General features: G+C 73.5%; 9 protein-coding genes. All 9 read right to left on the bottom strand.

Annotated features, from left to right (window positions below):
* A partial coding sequence (locus ACFC51_RS35415) for a 2-oxoacid:acceptor oxidoreductase family protein (RefSeq protein WP_376376077.1) occupies window positions 1–977 on the bottom strand: 977 nt, incomplete at its 3' end.
* A gap of 158 nt (window positions 978–1,135) precedes the next feature.
* On the bottom strand, window positions 1,136–2,458 hold the full coding sequence (locus ACFC51_RS35410) for a dihydrolipoamide acetyltransferase family protein (RefSeq protein WP_376532864.1): 1,323 nt from the start codon (window positions 2,456–2,458) through the stop codon (window positions 1,136–1,138).
* A 12-nt stretch (window positions 2,459–2,470) separates the two neighbouring features.
* Entirely contained in the window at window positions 2,471–3,451 is a 981-nt protein-coding gene (locus ACFC51_RS35405; RefSeq protein ID WP_376376028.1) for an alpha-ketoacid dehydrogenase subunit beta, read from the bottom strand.
* Between the two features lie 2 nt (window positions 3,452–3,453).
* Window positions 3,454–4,605 carry a pyruvate dehydrogenase (acetyl-transferring) E1 component subunit alpha gene (pdhA, locus tag ACFC51_RS35400; protein WP_376532862.1) on the bottom strand — a complete coding sequence of 384 codons (1,152 nt, stop codon included), beginning with the start codon at window positions 4,603–4,605 and terminating at the stop codon, window positions 3,454–3,456.
* The gene (locus tag ACFC51_RS35395; RefSeq protein WP_376532860.1) at window positions 4,602–5,921 is read right to left on the bottom strand and encodes an AMP-binding protein; all 1,320 of its coding nucleotides are present in this window, start codon (window positions 5,919–5,921) and stop codon (window positions 4,602–4,604) included. The genes pdhA and ACFC51_RS35395 overlap by 4 nt, the downstream gene beginning before the upstream one ends.
* A 10-nt stretch (window positions 5,922–5,931) precedes the next feature.
* Window positions 5,932–6,522: a flavin reductase family protein gene (locus tag ACFC51_RS35390; protein ID WP_376376034.1), complete on the bottom strand. Its 591-nt coding sequence runs from the start codon at window positions 6,520–6,522 to the stop codon at window positions 5,932–5,934.
* Between the two features lie 122 nt (window positions 6,523–6,644).
* On the bottom strand, window positions 6,645–7,430 hold the full coding sequence (locus tag ACFC51_RS35385; RefSeq protein ID WP_376532858.1) for a thioesterase II family protein: 786 nt from the start codon (window positions 7,428–7,430) through the stop codon (window positions 6,645–6,647).
* Entirely contained in the window at window positions 7,427–9,880 is a 2,454-nt protein-coding gene (locus ACFC51_RS35380) for a beta-ketoacyl synthase N-terminal-like domain-containing protein (RefSeq protein ID WP_376532856.1), read from the bottom strand. The genes ACFC51_RS35385 and ACFC51_RS35380 overlap by 4 nt, the downstream gene beginning before the upstream one ends.
* On the bottom strand, window positions 9,877–18,951 hold the full coding sequence (locus tag ACFC51_RS35375) for an SDR family NAD(P)-dependent oxidoreductase (protein WP_376532854.1): 9,075 nt from the start codon (window positions 18,949–18,951) through the stop codon (window positions 9,877–9,879). Before ACFC51_RS35375 ends, ACFC51_RS35380 begins: the two co-directional genes overlap by 4 nt.
* Window positions 18,952–18,981 lie beyond the last annotated feature (30 nt).

The raw sequence follows: 18,981 nt of genomic DNA, 5'->3' as shown, positions 1-18,981 counted from the left end.
CCTGAGGTCGTGGTCACGCCGAGCGAACCGCCGAACGCCGCCCCCAGCGCCGCCCCGATCCCGGCGATCTCGTCCTCCGCCTGGAACGTCCGCACGCCGAAATTCTTGTGCCGGCTCAGCTCGTGCAGGATGTCCGAAGCAGGGGTGATGGGGTACGACCCCAGATAGACCGGCAGATCCGCCAGGTGTCCCGCGGCGATGAGCCCGTACGACAGGGCCAGGTTCCCGGAGATGTTCCGGTAGGTGCCACCGGGGAAAGCCCTGGTGGCCGGGGCCACCTCGTAGGAGACCGCGAAGTCCTCCGTCGTCTCGCCGAAGTTCCAGCCGGCCCGCAGGGCGGCCACGTTGGCCTCGGCGATCCCGGGTCGCTTCGCGAACTTCTGCCGGAGGAACGTCTCCGTCCCCCCGGTGGGCCGGTGGTACATCCAGGACAGCAGACCCAGAGCGAACATGTTCCTGCTGCGCTCGGCCTCTTTGCGGGACAGTCCGAAGTCCTTCAGCGCCCCCACCGTGAGCGTGGTGAGGGGCACCGGGTGCACGCGGTACGCGGCGAGGGTTCCGTCCTCCAGCGGGGAGGTGCCGTAACCGGCTTTCGCCATGGGGCGCTTGGTGAACTCGTCGGTGTCGACGATGACTTCCGCGCCACGCGGTACGTCCCCGATGTTCGCCCTGAGCGCCGCCGGGTTCATCGCCACCAGCACGTCGGGCGCGTCGCCCGGCGTGAGGATGTCGTGATCGGCGAACTGCAACTGGAAGGAGGAGACACCGGGCAGGGTCCCGGCAGGTGCGCGGATCTCGGCGGGGAAGTTCGGCAGCGTCGAGAGGTCGTTCCCGAACGAGGCCGTCTCCGACGTGAACCGGTCACCGATGAGCTGCATGCCGTCGCCCGAGTCGCCCGCGAAGCGGATGACGACCCTCTCCACGCGCTGCACCGTCTTCGCCGAGGCGTCGACCACCACTGAAGTCTCCTTGTGTATCGCTGGGGAAGGGCGGTGAGGAGGGCCGGCCCCCGAACGGGGGAGGGTCGGAGGCCGGCCCCGTCCAGGGGGGTGACACGGAGTCCGAGGAGGCGACCGGTCAGGGACATGTGTCTCCCGGACCGTTCTGAGCCCGTGCTCGGCCGTGCCGTACGGGATCAGCCCCAGGTGAACAGTCGCCTGGGCCTCTCGAGAACCGCGGCGACGTCCGCGAGGAACGTGGAACCCAGCTCGCCGTCGACCAGCCGGTGGTCGAAGGAGAGCGCGAGGGTCACCACCTGACGGGGCTTGATCCGGCCCTTGTGGATCCATGGCCGGGGACTGATGGCGCCGACCGCGAGGATCGCCGACTCCCCCGGGTTGAGGATCGGGGTACCGGCGTCGATACCGAAGACGCCGATGTTGGTGAGGGTGATCGAGCCGTCTCGCAACGCGGCCGGGGACGTCCTGCCCTCCCTCGCCGTCGACACCAGCTCCGTGACGGCCGAGGCCAGCCGCGGGAGCGACATCGTGTGGGCGTCCTTGATGTTCGGCACGATCAGCCCGCGGGGCGTGGCGGCGGCGATACCGAGGTTGACGTAGTGCTTCAGGACGATCTCCTGTGCGGTCCCGTCCCAGGCGGCGTTGATTCCCGGGTTCCTCCCGACCGCCACGAGAAGAGCCTTGGCCACGAGGAGCATCGGGGTGACCCGGCAGCCGGCCAGTTGCGGATCCTCTTTGAGCTCCGCCACCAGTTTCATGGTGCGCGTCACGTCGACGGTCACGAACTCCGTGACGTGCGGCGCGGTGAAGGCGGAGGCGGTGACCGCCGCCGCGGTGGCCTTGCGCACCCCCTTGACCGGCATCCGGGTCTCACGCTCCCCCGCCACCGGGAGTTCCGGAGCGACGGTCACCGCCGGAGCCACGGTCGTCGCCCCCGGAACCGCTTGCGGAGCCACGGTCGTCGCCGGAGGGACCGGCACCGGAACGACCGCCGCGTGCACGTCGTCGCGGGTGACGATGCCGCCGGGACCGGAGGGCACGACCGCGGACAGGTCGACGCCGAGGTCCTTGGCCAGCTTGCGGACCGGCGGCTTCGCACGTACTCGCCCCTGCACGGGGGCATCGCCCCGCACGACCGGCCTGCGGGGCCGCCGCTTCGTCGAGCTCTGTCCGACCCCGTACCCGACGAGGACCGGGAGTCGTTCCGGTGGCGCGTTCACCGGCGGCGGGGCGGGTGCCGTCTCCGTCACGGAGACCGAGATGATCACCTGGCCGACGTCGACCGTCTCACCCTCACTGCACCGCAGTTCGTGCACGATGCCGTCGAACGGGACGGGCAGCTCCACCACCGCCTTGGCTGTCTCGATCTCGCAGACGATGTGGCCGTCGGTCACCGTGTCGCCCGGCCGGACGTGCCAGGTGACGACTTCCGCCTCCGTCAGGCCCTCGCCCACGTCGGGCATCCTGAACTCGCGCAGGCGGACAGCTGTGTCAGTCATGTGCGTGGTCCCTCAGTAGCCCAGCGAGCGGTCAACGGCGTCCATCACCCGGTCCAGACCGGGCAGGTACTCCTCCTCCAGCCGGGCCGGGGGGTACGGCGCGTGGTAGCCGCCGACACGGAGCACCGGTGCCTCCAGGTGGTAGAAGCACCGTGTGGTGATCCGCGCGGCGATCTCCGCGCCCGCGCCGAAGAACACCGGCGCCTCGTGCACGACGACCAGCCGGCCTGTCCTCTCCACCGAGGCCTGCACCGTGTCGAAGTCCACCGGGGACACCGACCGCAGGTCGATCACCTCCAGGGACCTGCCCTCCTCGGCGGCCGCCTCCGCCGCTTCCAGGCACACCTTCACCATCGGCCCGTACGCGACGAGGGTCACGTCCGTCCCCCGGCGTACGACGTCGGCCCGGTGGAGGTCGGCGGGGGCCACCGTGCGGTCGACCTCCGCCGTGTCCCAGTACCGCCGCTTCGGCTCGAAGAAGATCACGGGATCGTCGCTGCGGACGGCCTGCTGAAGCATCCAGTAGGCGTCCGCCGCGTTGGACGGCGACACCACCTTCAATCCGGCCACGTGGGCGAACAGGGCTTCCGGGGAGTCGCTGTGGTGCTCGACGGCGCCGATCCCGCCACCGTACGGAATCCTGATCACGACGGGCATCGTGAGCATCCCCCGCGACCGGGCGTGCACCTTCGCGAGCTGCGTGACGATCTGGTCGTACGCGGGGAAGACGAACCCGTCGAACTGGATCTCCACCACCGGCCGGTGGCCGTTCAGCGCGAGCCCGATCGCCGTCCCCACGATGCCCGACTCCGCCAGCGGCGAGTCCATGACCCGCTCCTCGCCGAAGTCCTTCTGCAGACCGTCGGTCACCCGGAACACGCCGCCGAGCCGGCCGACGTCCTCCCCCATCACCAGCACCTGGGGATCGTCCTCCAGGGCCTTGCGCAGGGACTGGTTGAGCGCCCTCGCCAGTGTCATGTTCTCCGTGGACATGCTTACTTGACCTCCTGATCGGCGAAGGACGCCTGGTACGCGGCGAACTGCGCGCGCTCCTCGTCCACGAGCGGATGTCCGTCGGCGTACACGTGGCTGAAGAGCTCCCCGTGGTCCGGGTCCGGCATGGTGCGGACCTCCTGGCGGACACGGAGGGCGAGCTCGGCGCCCTCGGCGTCGACGCCGTCGAAGAACTCCTGTGTGGCGTGGCCCGTCTCGGCCAGATGGGTCCGCACCCTGTCGATGGGGTCCTTGGCCCGCCATTCGGCCAGCTCGGCCGCGCGCCGGTACCGCGTCGGGTCGTCCGAGGTGGTGTGGGCCCCCATCCGGTAGGTCGACGCCTCGATGAAGAACGGCCCGTTGCCGGTCCGCACGTGCTCCAGGGCCGCCTGCGTCACCGCGTGCACGGCGAGCACGTCGTTCCCGTCGACCTGGACCCCGGGGAAGCCGAAGCCGGCGGCACGGCGGTACAGGGGCCCGCGCAGCTGCCGCTCGACGGGTTCGGAGATGGCCCACTGGTTGTTCTGGCAGAAGAACACGACGGGTGCGTCGTGGACGGCGGCGAAGGTGAAGGCCTCGGCCACATCGCCCTCGCTGGTGGCACCGTCGCCGAAGTAGGCGATGACCGCGGCTCCGGAACCCCGCTTGGCGAGGCCCATCGCGTAGCCCGTGGCGTGAAGGGCATGGGACCCGACGACCAGCGTGTACAGGTGGAAGTTCGTCTCCCTCGGGTCCCATCCGCCGTTGGTGACACCGCGGTACAGCCTGACGACGTCCACCGGGTCGACTCCACGGCACCAGGCGACGCCGTGTTCGCGATAGCTGGGGAAGGCGTAGTCGTCGGCCCGGAGCGCATGGGCCGACCCGATCTGCGCCGCCTCCTGGCCGGCCAGCGGCGGCCACAGCCCCAGCTCGCCCTGCCGTTGCAGCGCCGTGGCCTCGGTGTCGATGCTCCGGGCCATCACCATGTCCCGGTAGAACGCGCGCAGCGTCCGCGGGTCGTAGCCGGGGGTGTCGTCGGGGTGGTGCACAAGTGCGCCCGCGGGTGTCAGCAGCTGGATCGGCGGTGGTGGCTCCTCCGCCCGCGACGAGAAGGCGCTCAGCACGTGGGAGAAGTCCGGTGCGTGGGATCGCTCGGTTCCGGGCACGGTCACATCACTTCCATTCCGGCGAGGTCGGCGGGTTCGTCGAGGCGGATCGGGACGTCCGGTCCCGTCCCGTCCGTGTACGGCCGCCGCCGCGTGACGTCGAGGGTGTTCTCGGGGGTCCAGAGGCCGTACCAGCCCGAGCGGTGGACGTCCTCGGGAAGCCCGGAGGGTCCGACGGCGACCAGTTCGCCGCTCCGTCCGTGCGGCAGGGGCGCTCCGCCGGGTCCGACCACCCGCAGCAGCACAGGAGGCACCGGGCTTCCCACGCCGAGGGCGTAGGGCCGGTCGGCGTCCCGGGGGAACAGCTCCTGCGCCGTCCAGGGCACGGCTCCCTCGTCCGGGGCGAACTCCGCCCACAGCCGGGTGCCGGGACGGGCCCGGAAGTGCCGGGCGACCAGGTCGCGCGAGCTCGGTCCCCCGATGAGCACCACGGTCCCGGGGCCCGGGGCGGACCCGCGCGGCAGCGGGGTGCTCCCGGCGGGGGACGCGGCCGCCAGACCGCGGGCGTACCGGGCCGGGGTGAGCAGGGCGGCACTCCGGCGCCCGCCGGTCAGCGGCCAGGCCGCGTCCTCCTGCCAGGGCGCGGTGCGCAGCGTGCCGGCCGTGGAGCAGGCCCACCAGGTGGCGGCCAGTGCCACGGGCGACAGGGGCGGTTCGTCGATGGTCACGGAGAGCGGCGCGCCGCCGGTCCTGCGGGTCCGGTCGGCGGCCGCCGCGAGCCAGGACCGGTGGTCGACCAGCCGCCCCGGTCCGGTGGGACCGGTGCCCCGGCCGGGCAGGAGGTACGCGGCTCCCTCGGGGGCGGACCTCGGCAGCGTCGGCTCCGCCGGCGCCGAGGCGATCTTCCGCCAGGTGGCCGGGTCGTCCAGCGCGAGCGAGGGGATGCCGCGCACGTCCTCGTCGTAGGTGGAGCGGCTGCACAGGACCGCCCGGGCCATGGTCTGCCGGGCCGCCGCGGGGAGCGCGCCGCGGCGCGCCGTGTGCGGTGCCGGTACGCACACCCCGCCCGCCTTGAGTACGGCCAGCTGCGCCACGAGGGCGTGCCGGTGGTTGCCGCAGTGGACGATCAGCGGATCGCCGAGCTGGACTCCCCCGCGCACCAGAGCCGATGCCAGACGGGTGGCCTGACGGTCGGTCCGGGCGTACGTCAGCTGGTTCCAGCCGTCCTGCACGGCGACCCTCGTCGGGTATCTGCGCGCGGTCGCGGAGAAGACCTGGTCGAGCGTGGACGCGCACCCCGCGGAGTGCGCTCCCGCCGTTTCGGCGGAGCGGTCGGTCGTCGATGGGTCGGTGATCACTGTCCCCCGCCGGTTCTGGTCCATGGCCGATCGCTCAGGAGATGAAGTCGTACGAGAGGTGGTCGTCCGTCTCCGGCCAGGTGGCGAAGCGGCGGAGCCCGTAGAGCAGCGGGTGCTGGTCCCCGCCGAGCCGGCTGACCGCGGTGACACCGCCCATGATCACCACGTGGTCACCGACCACGTGGTGGGCGGTCACGGTGCAGTCGGCGACGGTGTGGGCCGCCTCGGACAGGTGCGGGCCGGCAGCCGGCTCGTCCGCCTGCCACGCCACCCGCTCGAACCGGTCCGGTGCCCCCGAGGCGAAGAGCTCGGCGGTCGTCCTGGCCCGGAGGTGCAGCAGGTTGACGGCGAACGAGCCGCCGTCGAGGACCGCGTCGAGGGTGGGGCTGCCCCGGCGCATGCAGACCAGCAGGACCGGTGGCTCCAGGGAGACGCTGCACAGGGAGGTCAAGGTCATTCCGCGGGGGATGCCGTCCGCTCCGCACGTGGTCACGATGGTCACGCCCGTGGGGAACCCCGCCATCAGGGTGCGGAAGTCCGTGGGCTGCTCGTGCGGCACGGCCGGCGGTCGCGCGCGGGACGCCGGGCGGGCGAATCCGCGGACCGCGTGCTGTTCTGACGTCATACCGGTCTCTCCTGGCGGGTCGGTCTGTCCGATGGATCCCGGAGCGGGGGGGCGGGAGTCCCCGCTCCGGACGGCTGCACGACACCTGACACGCGTGTGCCGGGGCCGCGGTGTGGCGCGTGTCAGATGCCGGGTACGGCCGCTCCGACAGCTCCGAGCGCGTGCTGGATCTCGGTGGCGAGGGTCTCGGTGAAGTCCGGGAAGGTGCCGCCCAGGAAGTGGAAGTGCCCCCCGTCGAAGACCTTCTGCCGGAAGCCCGCTGTGGTCTCCCTGCTCCAGGCGGAGGCTCCCGAGGGTGGGGCCATGACGTCCTCGGTGGAGGCGAAGACCGTGAGCGGACAGCGCAACGGCCGGCGTCGCGGGTCGGGCCGGTAGGAGTCCAGGGCCCGCAGGTCGGCGCGGATGAGCCGCAGGAAGCGGTCCCGGAACTCCGGCAGTTCGTCGAGGCGGTCCGGCAGACCTCCCAGCCGGCCGAGTCTCCGGGCCAGCTCCACGTCGGAGAGGCCGGGATCGAGCAACCGGTTGGCGGGCTGGAGCATGGGCGCCTGCCGTCCGGAGACGCCGACCCACACCGGTGCCGTGCCCTCGGCCTCCAGGGAACGGGCGGTCTCGGAGGCGATCACCGCGCCCAGGCTGTGGCCGAAGAGGGCGACCGGCGTCGCGTCGTCGACCGACAGCACGTCGTCCGTGACCCGGTCGACGATCGCGCGCATGTCCGCCAAGGGCGGTGACGTGTGCCGCCGGCCGCGGCCGGGCAGGTCGAGCAGCAGGAGCTCCCAGGAGGGCGGCAGGTGACGGGACATGGGGTAGTAGACGTTCCCCGATCCGCCCGCGTGCGGGACCACGACCAGGCGCAGCTCGGGGTGGTCGACCCTGCGGGCCCGGATGAAGGCGTCGGCGGCGCTCATGCGTCCTGCCTCCGTCGGCCGGTCTCGCTGGTGGCGGAGATGCTCTCCGCGAGTTTCGCCATCAGGTCGCCCAGCGGCATGTCGAGGGAGAGCTGGTCGGCGGTCAGCCCGACGTCGAAGTGCTCCTCGACCCGGGTGATGAACAGCGTGGAGATGAACGAGTCGCCCCCGACGTCCAGGAACGAGAGTGCCGGGTCGATCTCGTCGGCCTGGAGCACCTCCTGCAGCTGGGCCAGGAGGTAGCCGATCAGGCCGTCCTGGTCGAGCGGGAGGGCCGTCGGGGCGTCCTCGGGCCGGCTGTCCGACCCGCCGGTCCCCGCGGGCTCGTCGATCCAGTACCGCTTGCCCTGGAAGGGGTACGTGGGCAGGCCGTCCGCGAACCGGGTGCCGGGACCGCGCAGGGCGTCCAGCCGGAGATCGGCCCCGGCGGCGAACAGCGCGCCGAGCGCCGCCCGGAGCAGGTCCGGCGCGGTGTCCGTCCGCTCGACGGCCAGCGGGAGTGCCTGCCGGCCCTCGGGGGCCTCCCACTCGACCGAGGCGAGGACGGCGGTGGCGCCCGCGGGCCGGGCGGCCGGGGCGGACGCCCGCCGCACACGGAGTCCGAAGCGCTCCAGCAGGGCCCGCATCCGCTCTCCCGCGCCGTCCCCCGGGTTCCCGTCGGCCAGGGCGGGGAAGGCCGCGGCCAGGGCGGCCAGTGCGGGTTCCAGGCGGCTCTCCTCGCCGTGGACGGCCAGGGTGAGGGATCGCGGCGGTGCCGAGGCCGCACCGGATCCCTCCGCCGTCCGGCCGGTGGAGAGCGCCGAGCGCAGGGCGTCGGCCAGGGCGCCCGCGGTGGCGCCCGTCACCGCGACCCGGTGCGCGAAGGGGGCACGCCCGGCGCGCAGGGTGTGGCAGACGGCCGGGACGGAGGCGGCGGCCGTCCGGTCGAGGTGTCCGGCAACCTGATCGGCGAGGCGGGCGAGAGCCTCGGGGTCCTTGGCCGACAGGGTGAGGAGTTCGAGCCCGGGTGCGCCGGCTACGGGGGCGCCGGCTGCGGGGGCGGTGGGTGCGTACGCCTCCAGGACGGCGTGGACGTTGACGCCGCTCATGCCGAAGGAGTTGATGCCCGCCACCCGGCGCGGGAGTTCCGCGGGCCACGGAAGGTTCTGCCTCGGCACCGTGAACCGCAGCCGGTCCCACGGGATGTGGGGGTTGAGTTCACCGTCGTCGGGCGAGGCGGCCGCCGGGATGACGCCGTGCTGGAGCATCAGCACGGTCTTCATCACGGAGGCGATGCCGGAGGCGCCTTCGAGGTGCCCGAGCCGGGACTTGACGCTGCCGATGGACAGAGGCGTGCCCCGGCCCCTCACGGCCCTGCCCAGGACCCCGTCGAGCGCCCCCATCTCGATCGGGTCGCCGAGCACGGTGCCGGTGCCGTGCGCCTCCACGAACCCCACGTCCTGGGGGCCGATACGGGCGTCTGCCAGCGCCGCCCTGATCACCTCCTGCTGGGCCGGCCCGTTGGGCGCCGTCAGGCCGGAGGCCGCACCGTCGTGGTTGACCGCGGAGCCGCGGATGACCGCCAGCACGGGCCGGCCCTCGCGTTCCGCGTCGTCGAGGCGCATCAGCGCCACCACGCCGACCCCCTCGCCCCGCCCGTAGCCGTCGGCGGAGGCGAGGAAGGACTTGGAACGCCCGTCCGGGGAGAGCGCCCTGGTCTGGCACAGCGCGACCATCAGGGTGGCGGACAGCAGCAGATTGGCGCCGCCCGCAAGGGCGTAGTGGCATTCGCGGTTGCGCAGCCCCTGGACCGCGAGGTGCAGGGTCGTCATGGAGGAGGAGCAGGCGGTCTCGACACCCATCACCGGGCCGGAGAAGCCCAGCAGGTGACTGACCCGGCCGGCGCCGAAGCTGAGCCCGCCGCCTGTCACGTAGTACGGGTCGATGCGGGAGAGGTCCGACCGGTCCTCGTTCCGCTCGCTGTACTCGGAGGTCATCACGCCGAGGTAGATGCCGACGTCGAGGCGGTCGGCGCGGCGGACCGCGACACCGGCCCGCTCCAGGGCCTCCCAGGAGGTCTCCAGCAGCATCCGCTGCTGGGGGTCGAGCAGCCGGGCCTCGCGCTGCGAGATGCCGAAGAAGTCGGCGTCGAACCGGGCTATGTCACCGAGGAAGCCGGCGTGCCGGACGTACGAGCGGCCGCTCCGGCCGGGCGTCGGGTCGTACGCGGCGCGCAGACCGGGCCGGTCCTCGGGGACGTCGCTCAGTGCGGTGCCGGTGCCGCACAGGAACTCCCAGTACTCCTGCGGGGTGTTGATGGCCGGAGGGAGCCGGAGCCCCATTCCCACGACTGCGACGGGGGCGTGCCGTTCGTCCTCCAGCTCGGCCACCCGGGCCCGCAGCCGCTGGGAGAGCCTCAGCTGGTCCTCCATCAGGGCCCGGACGCTGTCGGTGCTCAGGTCGTCACTCATGCGTTCCTGTCTCCTTTCGGGGCCGAGACATCGCTCCGGACGGCCCGGACGAGGTCCTCGAAGGACAGCTCGGACAGGTCGTCCGGGCCGGCTTCGCTCAGGGGGGCCCGCTGCGGGGACGGTGCCGGTGCGGTGTCCGGCTCGTTCTCGTCGAGCAGGCCGAGGATGTGGTCCGCGATGCGCGGCACGGTGGGGTGGTCGAGCGCCACCGTGGCCAGGAGGTCGACCCCGAGGGCGTGGGACAGCCGGGTCCGCAGGTCGATGACCATGATCGAGTCGAGGCCCATGTCACCGAAGGTGATGTCGTCGTCGATCCCGGCCGGGTCGCCGAGGGTCTCGCCGGTCGCCTCCCGGATGAACTGCCGCAGGGCCTCGGCGCGGGTGTCGGCGTCCAGCCCGTCGAGGCCGCCGTCACCGGTGCGCAGCCAGCCGCGCGCCCGGCCGGAGGGCTCGGCCGCCCTGCCGGCCTTCTCCGCGTGGTCCGCGAGGCCCGCCAGCAGGGCCGCACGGGGGTGGTCACCGACGTGGGCCACGAAACGCTCGGGTGCCAGGTCCACCGCCACCAGCCGTGCGGGGCTGTCGGCGAGGGCTGTCAGCAGCAGCCGTTCGGCGATCTCGTCTGTGAGGGAGCCGATGCCGAGCTTCTCCACGGCCCGCCGTACGGACGCGGTGGCCGCCAGGCCGCCCTTGGCCTCCGGTGTCCACGGTCCCCAGGCCACGCTCGTGGCCGGGATCCCGTCCGCGCGCAGGGCGTCGGCCAGGCCGGACAGGAAGCCGTTGGCGGCCGCGTAGTTGGTCTGGCCCGCCGAGCCGAGCACGCTGGAGGCCGAGGAGAAGAGCACGAAGGCGTCCAGGGTGTGGCCGTGCAGCGCCGCCGCCAGGTTCGCGGCGCCCCCGGCCTTGGCCGCGAAGACCGCCTCGAGGGCGGGCCGGTCCACGCGTGCGAAGGCCCGGTCGTCCGTGGCCCCCGCCAGGTGCAGGACCGTGCGCAGTGGTGCGTCCAGGCCCGCTTCGGTGACGGCCCGTGCGCAGTCCGCCGGATCCGTGACGTCACCCCGTACGACTCTCACCGTGGTGCCGGCGGCGGCGAGTTCGCCGAGGACGCGCTGTGCCGCGGCGTCGGGGGCCGACCGCGCCATGAGCGTGACGGCGGGGCAGCCGTGACGGGCCAGGATCGCGGCCGTGCTCAGACCGAGCGCCCCCAGTCCGCCGGTGATCAGCGCCGCGCCGGTCTCCCGCGCCGGTGCTCCGTCACGTACCGGGTGGTCCGGGTACGGGACGAGCCGGGCGACGCGGACCCGTCCGCCGCCGACCTCCAGCCGGGTCTCGGCCGGATTCCCGCCGAGTGCCCGGTCCAGGGCCGTGACGAGGCCGGTGCCGTCCCACCCGGGGGCGAGGGTGACCCTGACCAGTCGACGGTCTCCCTCCTCCGCTTCGAGGGAGGCCAGCAGTCCCCAGAGCGTCTCCCGGACCGGGGCCGCCTCCGGCCCGGCACCGCCCAGTACGGCGTAGGGGATGTCCCGGGATGCCGCCTGCAGGGTCCGGCCGAGGCCCAGGGCCGCGTCGAGGGCGGTGTCGGGGCCGGTGCCGGTGGTCAGGTGGAACCGGGCGTCGACGATCAGGTCGGCCGCCAGACCGGCCGGGTCCTCCGGGAGGACGGTCATCAGGTGGCCGAGGTCCTCACCGGCCTTGAAGACCTCCCTGCCCGCCTGGGTGTCGGCGCCCGCGACGGCGATGCGCAGTGTCCGCGCGGCCGCACCGGTGGGGGCCGGGGAGCTGTCGGCCCAGGCGAGTTCGTAGGCGTGCCGGGTGCCGTGCCTCAGTGACGACCGCAGCACCGCCCTGGAGGCGAGCCGGAAGCGGAAGCCGTCCATGGCCAGGACGGTCGCACCGGAGCCGTCGAAGATGTGCAGGTCCGCGGTGTCCACCTGGTGGAACCCGCCGTCCGGCAGGTCCCTCATGACGGCCCGTACGTGCCCCCACAGGGGCCGGCCGGGAACGGGCCGGCCCGGGAAGGAGACCCTCGCGGCGGCGAAGGGGATCACCAGGGCCTGTTCCTGGTCCTGCGGCTCCGGGTCGTCCTCGTGCACGGCGAAGGTGACGGAACTCTGCAGGCACGAGTCGAGCAGGCCCGGGTGGATCTGGTAGTCAGCGGGGTCCTCGTTCATCCCCTCCGGCAGGTCGAACCGGATGAGCGACTCGTTGCCGCGGATCCACGCGTCGCCGACCCACCGGAAGGACGGGCCGAGCAGGTAGCCGATCCCGCGCAGGTACCGGTAGAAGGCTTCGCCGCTGAGGTGGCGGTCGGCGCCCGCGATGAACGCGGCGGGATCCGGCGCGTTCCTGTCGGCGACGGGGTCGGTGGCGGGCATCCTCGCCGTCAGGTGCTCCTGCCACCGGCCCCGCTCGGGGTCGAGCAGGCTCTGGACGCTGACGGTCCGGGTGCCGTGGTCCGCCTCCCCTTCGATGATCTGGAGTTCGTAGCGCTCACCGTCGTGCAGCACCAGGGCCCGGGGGAAGTGCAGGTCCTCCAGGACCACCGGTTCGCCCGCGCTGCCCACCGCCGACAGGACGGTGGCCGTCTGCGAGGCGCCCGCCACCTGGACCGTGCCGAACAGGCGGTGGTCGTCGAGGTGCGGCGGGTAGACGGTGCTGCGCTCGGTGACGAACACACGGCCCTTGACGGCAGGGGAACGCAACTCGGTCCCCCACGGCGGGCCGGCCGGCTCCGTCCGTCCGCCCGGTGCGGTCCGGGCTCCACGCGGCTCCGCGGTGCGGCGCCAGTGAGGCGTGGTGGCGAAGGGGTACAGCGGCGCGCTGCTCCGCGTCGTGCGCCGCGGAGCCTGGACCGCCTGCCAGTCGATGTCCTGGCCCTGCTCGTACAGGGCCTTGACGGCGGCGAGCAGCGCCGCCCGGTCCCCCGCGCCACGGTACAGCGACGGGACGACGCCTCCGTCCGGCGCGAGCCCGGCGGCACGCACCAGGTTCACCAGCGTGCGGTCGGGGCCGATCTCCAGGCAGATGTCGATGTCCTGGTCGCCGATCAGCCGGGCCCCGTCGTGGAAGCGGACGGGGTTGCGGGCGTGCCGTACCCAGTACTCGGCGTCGATGGTGGTGGGTCCGGCGAGCCGGCCGGTGAGGTTGGAGATCAGCGGCACCGCCGGCGGAGCGAACTCCGACGACGCCAGGACGTCGCCCAGTTCACCGAGTACCGGGTCGAGCAGCCGGGAGTGGAACGCGTGCGAGACGCTGAGTCTGTGGGTGCGTACGCCCTCGGCTCCGAGTTTCTCCGCCAGCCGGTCGATCTCGGCCGGTGTACCGGAGACGACCGTGGCGGCCGGGGTGTTGACGGCCGCGATGTCCAGTTCCGTGCCCTCGGTCCAGGCGAGGACCTGCTCCTCGGTGGCCGTCACGGCGAGCATGGCCCCCCGCTCGGTGGACTGCATGAGGCCGGCCCGCCGGGCGATCAGCCGGAGCCCGGAGCCCAGGTCCATCACCCCGGCGTGCACGGCGGCGGCGACCTCTCCGACGCTGTGCCCCATCACCAGGGCAGGTGCGACTCCCCAGGACTCCCAGAGGGTGGCGAGCGCGATCTCCAGCGCGAACAGGGCCGGCTGGGTCACCCGGGTCTCGTCGACGGCGCTCTCGTCCTGGCCGTACAGGGTCAGCTCCACCAGGGAGGCGCCGAGGACGGGAGCGAGTTCACGGTCGCAGGCGTTGAAGACGTCCCTGAAGACCGGCTCCGTCTCGTACAGTTCGCGGCCCATGCCGAAGCGCTGGCTGCCCTGCCCGGAGAAGAGGAAGGCGATGCGCGGACGACGGGCCGCCCTCGGCGGAGGCGGCGTGGAGAGCTGGGCGAGGAGCTTGTCCCCGGTCGTCCCGAGCAGCGCCCTGCGGTGCGGGAAGTGGCCGCGGCCCGTGGTGGCCGTCGCGACCAGGCCCGCCAGGTCGCCGTCGGCCGTGGCGGCCAGACGCCGTGCCCATGCCTCGGAGAGCCGGAGGAGCCCGTCCTCGTCGGGCGCCGACAACGGGAGGAGGTGCGTGGCACCGGCCGGCTCGCCGCTCGTGGCGGCGGAGGCGTCGGCCGGTGCCTCGGCGAGCACGATGTGGGCGTTGGTCCCGGTCAGTCCGAAACCGGAGACGCCTGCCACACGAGGCTTCGCGCCGGAACGCCAGGGGGTCGGGTTGTCGACCACGCGGACGTTCATTTCCGGCCAGTCCACATGCGGGTTGGGTTCGCCGAAGTGGAGGTTGGCCGGGATGAGATCGTGTCTCAGCGCCAGGACGGTCTTGATGACCGCCGCCATGCCGGCGGCGGATTCGAGGTGGCCTATGTTGCTCTTCACGGAGCCCACGTGCAGCGGCTCGCCGGGCTTGCGCCCGGGCCCGAGGACCTTCCAGGCCGCACCGAGCTCGATCGGGTCGCCGAGTGAGGTGCCGGTGCCGTGGGCCTCCAGGTAGGAGACGTCCGCACCGCTGACCGAGGCGTCCGACAGGGCGTCGGTGAGCAGCGTCTGCTGGGCCGGGCCGCTCGGCGCGGTGAGGCCGGACGACGCACCGTCCTGGTTCACGGCGGTGCCGCGGATCACGGCGAGCACCTGGTCGCCGTCGCGCTGCGCGTCGGCGAGCCGCTTGAGGACGAGGACTCCGCAGCCCTCGGCCCGCACGAACCCGTTGGCGTCGGCGGAGAACGTACGGCAGCGGCCGTCGGGGGAGAGCATGTGCGCGCGGCTGGCCGAGACCGACGCCATCGGGTCGAGGATGACGTTCACCCCGCCGGCGAGGACCGCGTCGGACTCACCGGACCGCAGCGACCGCACGGCGAGGTGCAGCGCCACCAGGGACGAGGAGCAGGCGGTGTCCACCGCCAGCGCCGGGCCGTTGAGGCCGAGGCTGTAGGCGAGCCGCCCGGCTGCCGCGTTGAGCGAGGTCCCGGTGCTGTAGTAGGCGTCCAGGTGTTCGGGGCCCGACTCGGCGAGCAGCCGGGCGTAGTCCGCGTAGCTGATGCCGACGAAGACGCCGGTACGGGAGTTCTTGAGCGAGTGGGGATCGATCCCGCCGTTCTCCAGGGCGTGCCAGGCCGACTCCAGGAGCAGCCGCTGCTGGGGGTCGAGGCTCTCGGCCTCCCGTGCCGGGATCCCGAAGAAGGAGGCGTCGAAACGGGCGATGTCCTTGAGGAATCCGCCCTGGTCCGTGGTGACACGGGCGGGCTCGCCGCCGTCGCCGTGGAACGCGGTCCGGTCGTAGCGGCCGTCGGGGACCGGGCCGACCGGGTCGCGTCCTTCGCGCAGCAGGTCCCAGAGTTCGTCGACGGAGTCGGACTGCGGGAACCTGCCCGCCATGCCGACGATCGCGACGGGCTCGCGACCGTCGTCCCGGGACGGGGGCACAGCGGCGGCGGACCGCGCGGCTGCCCGGGCCCGTGGGGCTGCGGGACGCTCGCGTACGGTGGCGTCGCCCTGCCCGGCGGGGGCGGGCGGGGCGGCGGGCTCCGGCGCCCGGTCCGCGGTCAGCAGGTGTTCCGCCATGCGGGCCACGGTCGGATGGTTGAAGACGTCGGCGGCCAGGAGGACGACGCCGAACGCCTGGGACAGCCGGCCGACCAGGTCGACCGCCATGATGGAGTCGAGCCCGAGGTCGAAGAACCCGGTGTCGTCCCCGACCGCCTCGGCGCTGTCGTGACCGAGCTGCGCCGCGACGATGCGGGCGACGTGCCCCCGGGCCGCACCGGCGCGGGCCCGGTCCGGAAGGGCCTCCAGTTCGCCGGTGACGGAGGGTTCCTGCCGGATGACGGCGCCGGACGGGGCGCCGTCGGCCACTGCTGCGACGCCGAAGAGTCCACGGCGACGGAAGCGGGACATGAGCGTGAGGAACCGGGACGTGTCCAGCGGGCAGACGATCAGGTGGCCGGATCCGTCGGGAGCCCTTCCGTCCAGGGCCGCCCGGCCGGTCGCCGCGTCCAGCGCGCCCACCCCGACCCGGGCGAAGGTGTCGCGGGACGCCGAGTCGGCCATCCCCGAGCCGCCCAGGTCCCACGGCCCGTAGGCCAGGCTGATGCCGGGCAGGCCGAGGGAGACCCGGTGTGCGGCGAGGGCGTCCAGTCCTCCGTTGGCCGCCGAGTACGCCGCGCAGCGCTCGGTGCCCCACACGGCGGAGACGGACGACACCATCACGAAGAAGTCCAGCGGCCGGTCCAGGAACGCCCGGTGCAGCAGCCAGGCGCCCGTGGACTTTCCGCGGAGCGAGGCCGCGAACCCCTCGACGCCGGTCTCCTCGGCGGGAGCGCGGTCGAGGGTTCCCGCGGCGTGCAGCACACCGCGTACCGGAGGCATGCCTTCGAGGGCGGCGCACGCGGCCTCGACAGCCTCGGCCGTGTCGCAGCCACCGCCGCGGTACACAGCGTGTACGCCCGCACCGGCCAGTTCGTCCAGCAGTGCGGTCGCCTCGGCGGCCAGCCGGTCCTGCGGCCGGCGGCCGACGAGCAGGAGGTGACGGGCGCCGCGCGCGACGAGTTCGGTCGTCAGCTCCCGGCCGACACCGCCCAGTCCGCCGGTCACGAGGTACGTCGCGTCGTCCCGTACCGTCAGGGTGCCGGCCGGTTCCGTGCTCTCGCGCAGCCGCGCCACCAGGATCCCGCCGCCGCGGACGGCGGCCAGGTCCTCCAGCAGGGGGTTCCCGTCACCGGGCGCGGCGGCCTCGTGAACGGCGAACGCCAGTACGGTGTCGAGGTCTTCGGCGGCCGGGTCGTCCGCCAGGTCGACCACGCCGCCCCAGGTGAGCCCGAGCTCGATGCCGAGCACGGGCGCCAGGCCGTGCAGCAGTCCGTGGTCCGTGGGTGCCACCCGGTCCCCGGGCCCGGTGCGGCAGACGGAGCGTGTGACCGCGAAGGCCCGGTGGGCGCGGCCGCTTCCGGCCAGGGCGCCGACCGCGGCGGTCACCGACGCGCAGAGCAGGGCCCCCGGTTCCGCCGGGTCGGCGGTTCCGGCGACACCGTCCTCGGCAGGAAGCATCTCCGTCGCCCGGAAGGCCAGCACCAGGGGGGCCGGGCCGGCGGTGGTGTCGCCCTCCCAGAACCGGTCCCAGCCGGCGCGGTCCCCGGGCAGCGTGGCGTGCAGCCAGCCCTGGGGAAGCGCCACCGGTGCGGGGGCGAGGACGGTTCCGCGCAGACCGAGCCGGGCGGCCCGGTCCACGAGCGCCGCCAGCAACTCCTGGTCGTCGCCCGCGAGTACGAGCCCGGCTCCGGGGACGGCCGTACGGGGCTCGGCCGCCTCCCACACCACCGCGTGGCGGGTGGGCAGCGCCGGAGCCACGGCGGCGGGGTCGGCCGCCGCCTGTTCCGGGGCGAAACGCCGGCGCTGCCAGGGGTAGCCCGGCAGGTCGACGAGGCGGCGCGGCAGCCCGGCGGAGGGATCCTCGCCGCCGCTGCCCTGTCCCTCGGTGAGGGTCAGCCGGGGCGACGGCTCGCCGGCTGCGAGCGCGCGCAGTGCCGTGGCGGCGGTCTCCGGGTCCGCGGCCGAGATCCGGGCGCGGACGTCCAGCCGGCTGCGGCCGGCGGTGGCGGTGTAGGCGAAGGCCGGGTAGTCGGCCGGGTCGAGGGAGGCGACCCGCTCGGCGTACTGCGCCGCGCGGGACCGCAGGGCCCCCGAGGTCTTCGCCGAGATCTCGAACCCCGTGACGGCCGGGGGGTGTCCGGCGTCCTGTCGGGCCGGCACCTCGTCCGCGTGGAGCGGGCCGATGATCGCGTGGGCGTTGGTGCCGCTCATGCCGAACGAGCTGACGGAGGCGCACTCGCCCGACTCCGGCGACCAGTCCTGGAGGGACCCGGGCACGGTCATGCCGGTGCCCGACAGGTCGATGCGGGGGTTGAGGGTGCGGAAGTGCACGACCGGCGGCACCTTGCGCCTGGCCACGCAGAGCATCGCCTTGATCAGCCCGGCGACACCCGCGGTGCCCTCCAGGTGACCGAAGTTGGCCTTCACCGCGCCGACCGGCAGCGGCGCGCCGCCGTTGCGGCGGCCGAGGGCGGTGGCGAGCGCGTCCATCTCGATGGGGTCGCCGAGTGCGGTGCCGGTGCCGTGCGTCTCCGCGTATCCGACCGCGGAGGGTTCGAGTCCGGCGTCGGCGAGCGCCGTCTCGATGAGGGACACCTGGGCGAGCACGTTCGGTGCGGTGAATCCGCTGGAACGGCCGTCCTGGTTCACGGCCGTACCGCGGATCACCCCGAGCACCCGGTCGCCGTCGCGCAGGGCGTGGTCGAGGCGCTTGAGGAGGACGGCTCCGACGCCCTCACCGCGGGTGAACCCGTTGGCCCGGGCGTCGAACGTCTTGCACAGGCCGTCCGGTGAGAGGGAGCGGGTCTCCTGGACCAGCTTCATGGTCTGCGGGGACATGATGAGGTTGGCGCCCGCGGCGAAGGCGATCTCGCAGTCGCCCCGGCGCAGGGCCTGCACCGCCAGGTGGACGGCGACGAGCGAGGAGGAGCAGGCCGTGTCGACCGTCATGGCCGGACCGGTCAGCCCCAGGGCGTACGCGACGCGGCCGGCGGCGAAGTTGTGTCCGTTGCCCGTGGCCCAGTAGGCGTCGGGCTCGCCCTCGCACCACTCGCGGTAGTCCTGCCACATGACCCCGAGGTACAGGCCGGTACGGGCGGCGGCGAGGGTGCGCGACGGCACTCCGGCGTGCTCCATCGCCTCCCAGGCGACTTCGAGCAGCAGTCGGTGCTGCGGGTCGAGGTGCCGGGCCTCGCGCGGGCTGATCCCGAAGAACTCGGCGTCGAAGTCGAGCACGTCGTCGAGGAATCCGCCGCGCTGAGGCAGGCCTTCCCAGTCCTCGGCGAAGGGGCCCTTGCGGTGGTGCGGCATCGGCCGGACCTCGTCCCGCCCCTCCGCGAGCGCCGTCCAGTAACCGTCGAGGTCCTCGATGCCTCCGGGCAGCCTCAGACCCGCGCCGATCACGGCGACGGGCTGGTTCCCCCGCTGCTCGCCGAGTTGCTGCTTGAGCGTACGAATGGTGTCCAGAGCCCTGGTCAGAGGGGTCTGCTTGCCTCCCCCGGAGGCAGGTGTCTCGTGCATCGGGGTTCCTTGCGATAGGGGGCCGGGGTG

This window comes from Streptomyces sp. NPDC055962, from assembly GCF_042270185.1.
Lineage (GTDB): Bacteria > Actinomycetota > Actinomycetes > Streptomycetales > Streptomycetaceae > Streptomyces.
Note: the sequence above shows the minus strand (reverse complement) of the source record. Positions and strands in the feature narration are given on the sequence as shown.

Coding starts and splice junctions, on each gene's coding strand:
- ACFC51_RS35405 (WP_376376028.1), bottom strand. CDS start 3,451: ATGTCCACGGAGAACATGACACTGGCGAGGGCGCTCAACCAGTCCCTG.
- ACFC51_RS35375 (WP_376532854.1), bottom strand. CDS start 18,951: ATGCACGAGACACCTGCCTCCGGGGGAGGCAAGCAGACCCCTCTGACC.
- ACFC51_RS35380 (WP_376532856.1), bottom strand. CDS start 9,880: ATGAGTGACGACCTGAGCACCGACAGCGTCCGGGCCCTGATGGAGGAC.
- ACFC51_RS35395 (WP_376532860.1), bottom strand. CDS start 5,921: ATGGACCAGAACCGGCGGGGGACAGTGATCACCGACCCATCGACGACC.
- ACFC51_RS35385 (WP_376532858.1), bottom strand. CDS start 7,430: ATGAGCGCCGCCGACGCCTTCATCCGGGCCCGCAGGGTCGACCACCCC.
- ACFC51_RS35410 (WP_376532864.1), bottom strand. CDS start 2,458: ATGACTGACACAGCTGTCCGCCTGCGCGAGTTCAGGATGCCCGACGTG.
- ACFC51_RS35390 (WP_376376034.1), bottom strand. CDS start 6,522: ATGACGTCAGAACAGCACGCGGTCCGCGGATTCGCCCGCCCGGCGTCC.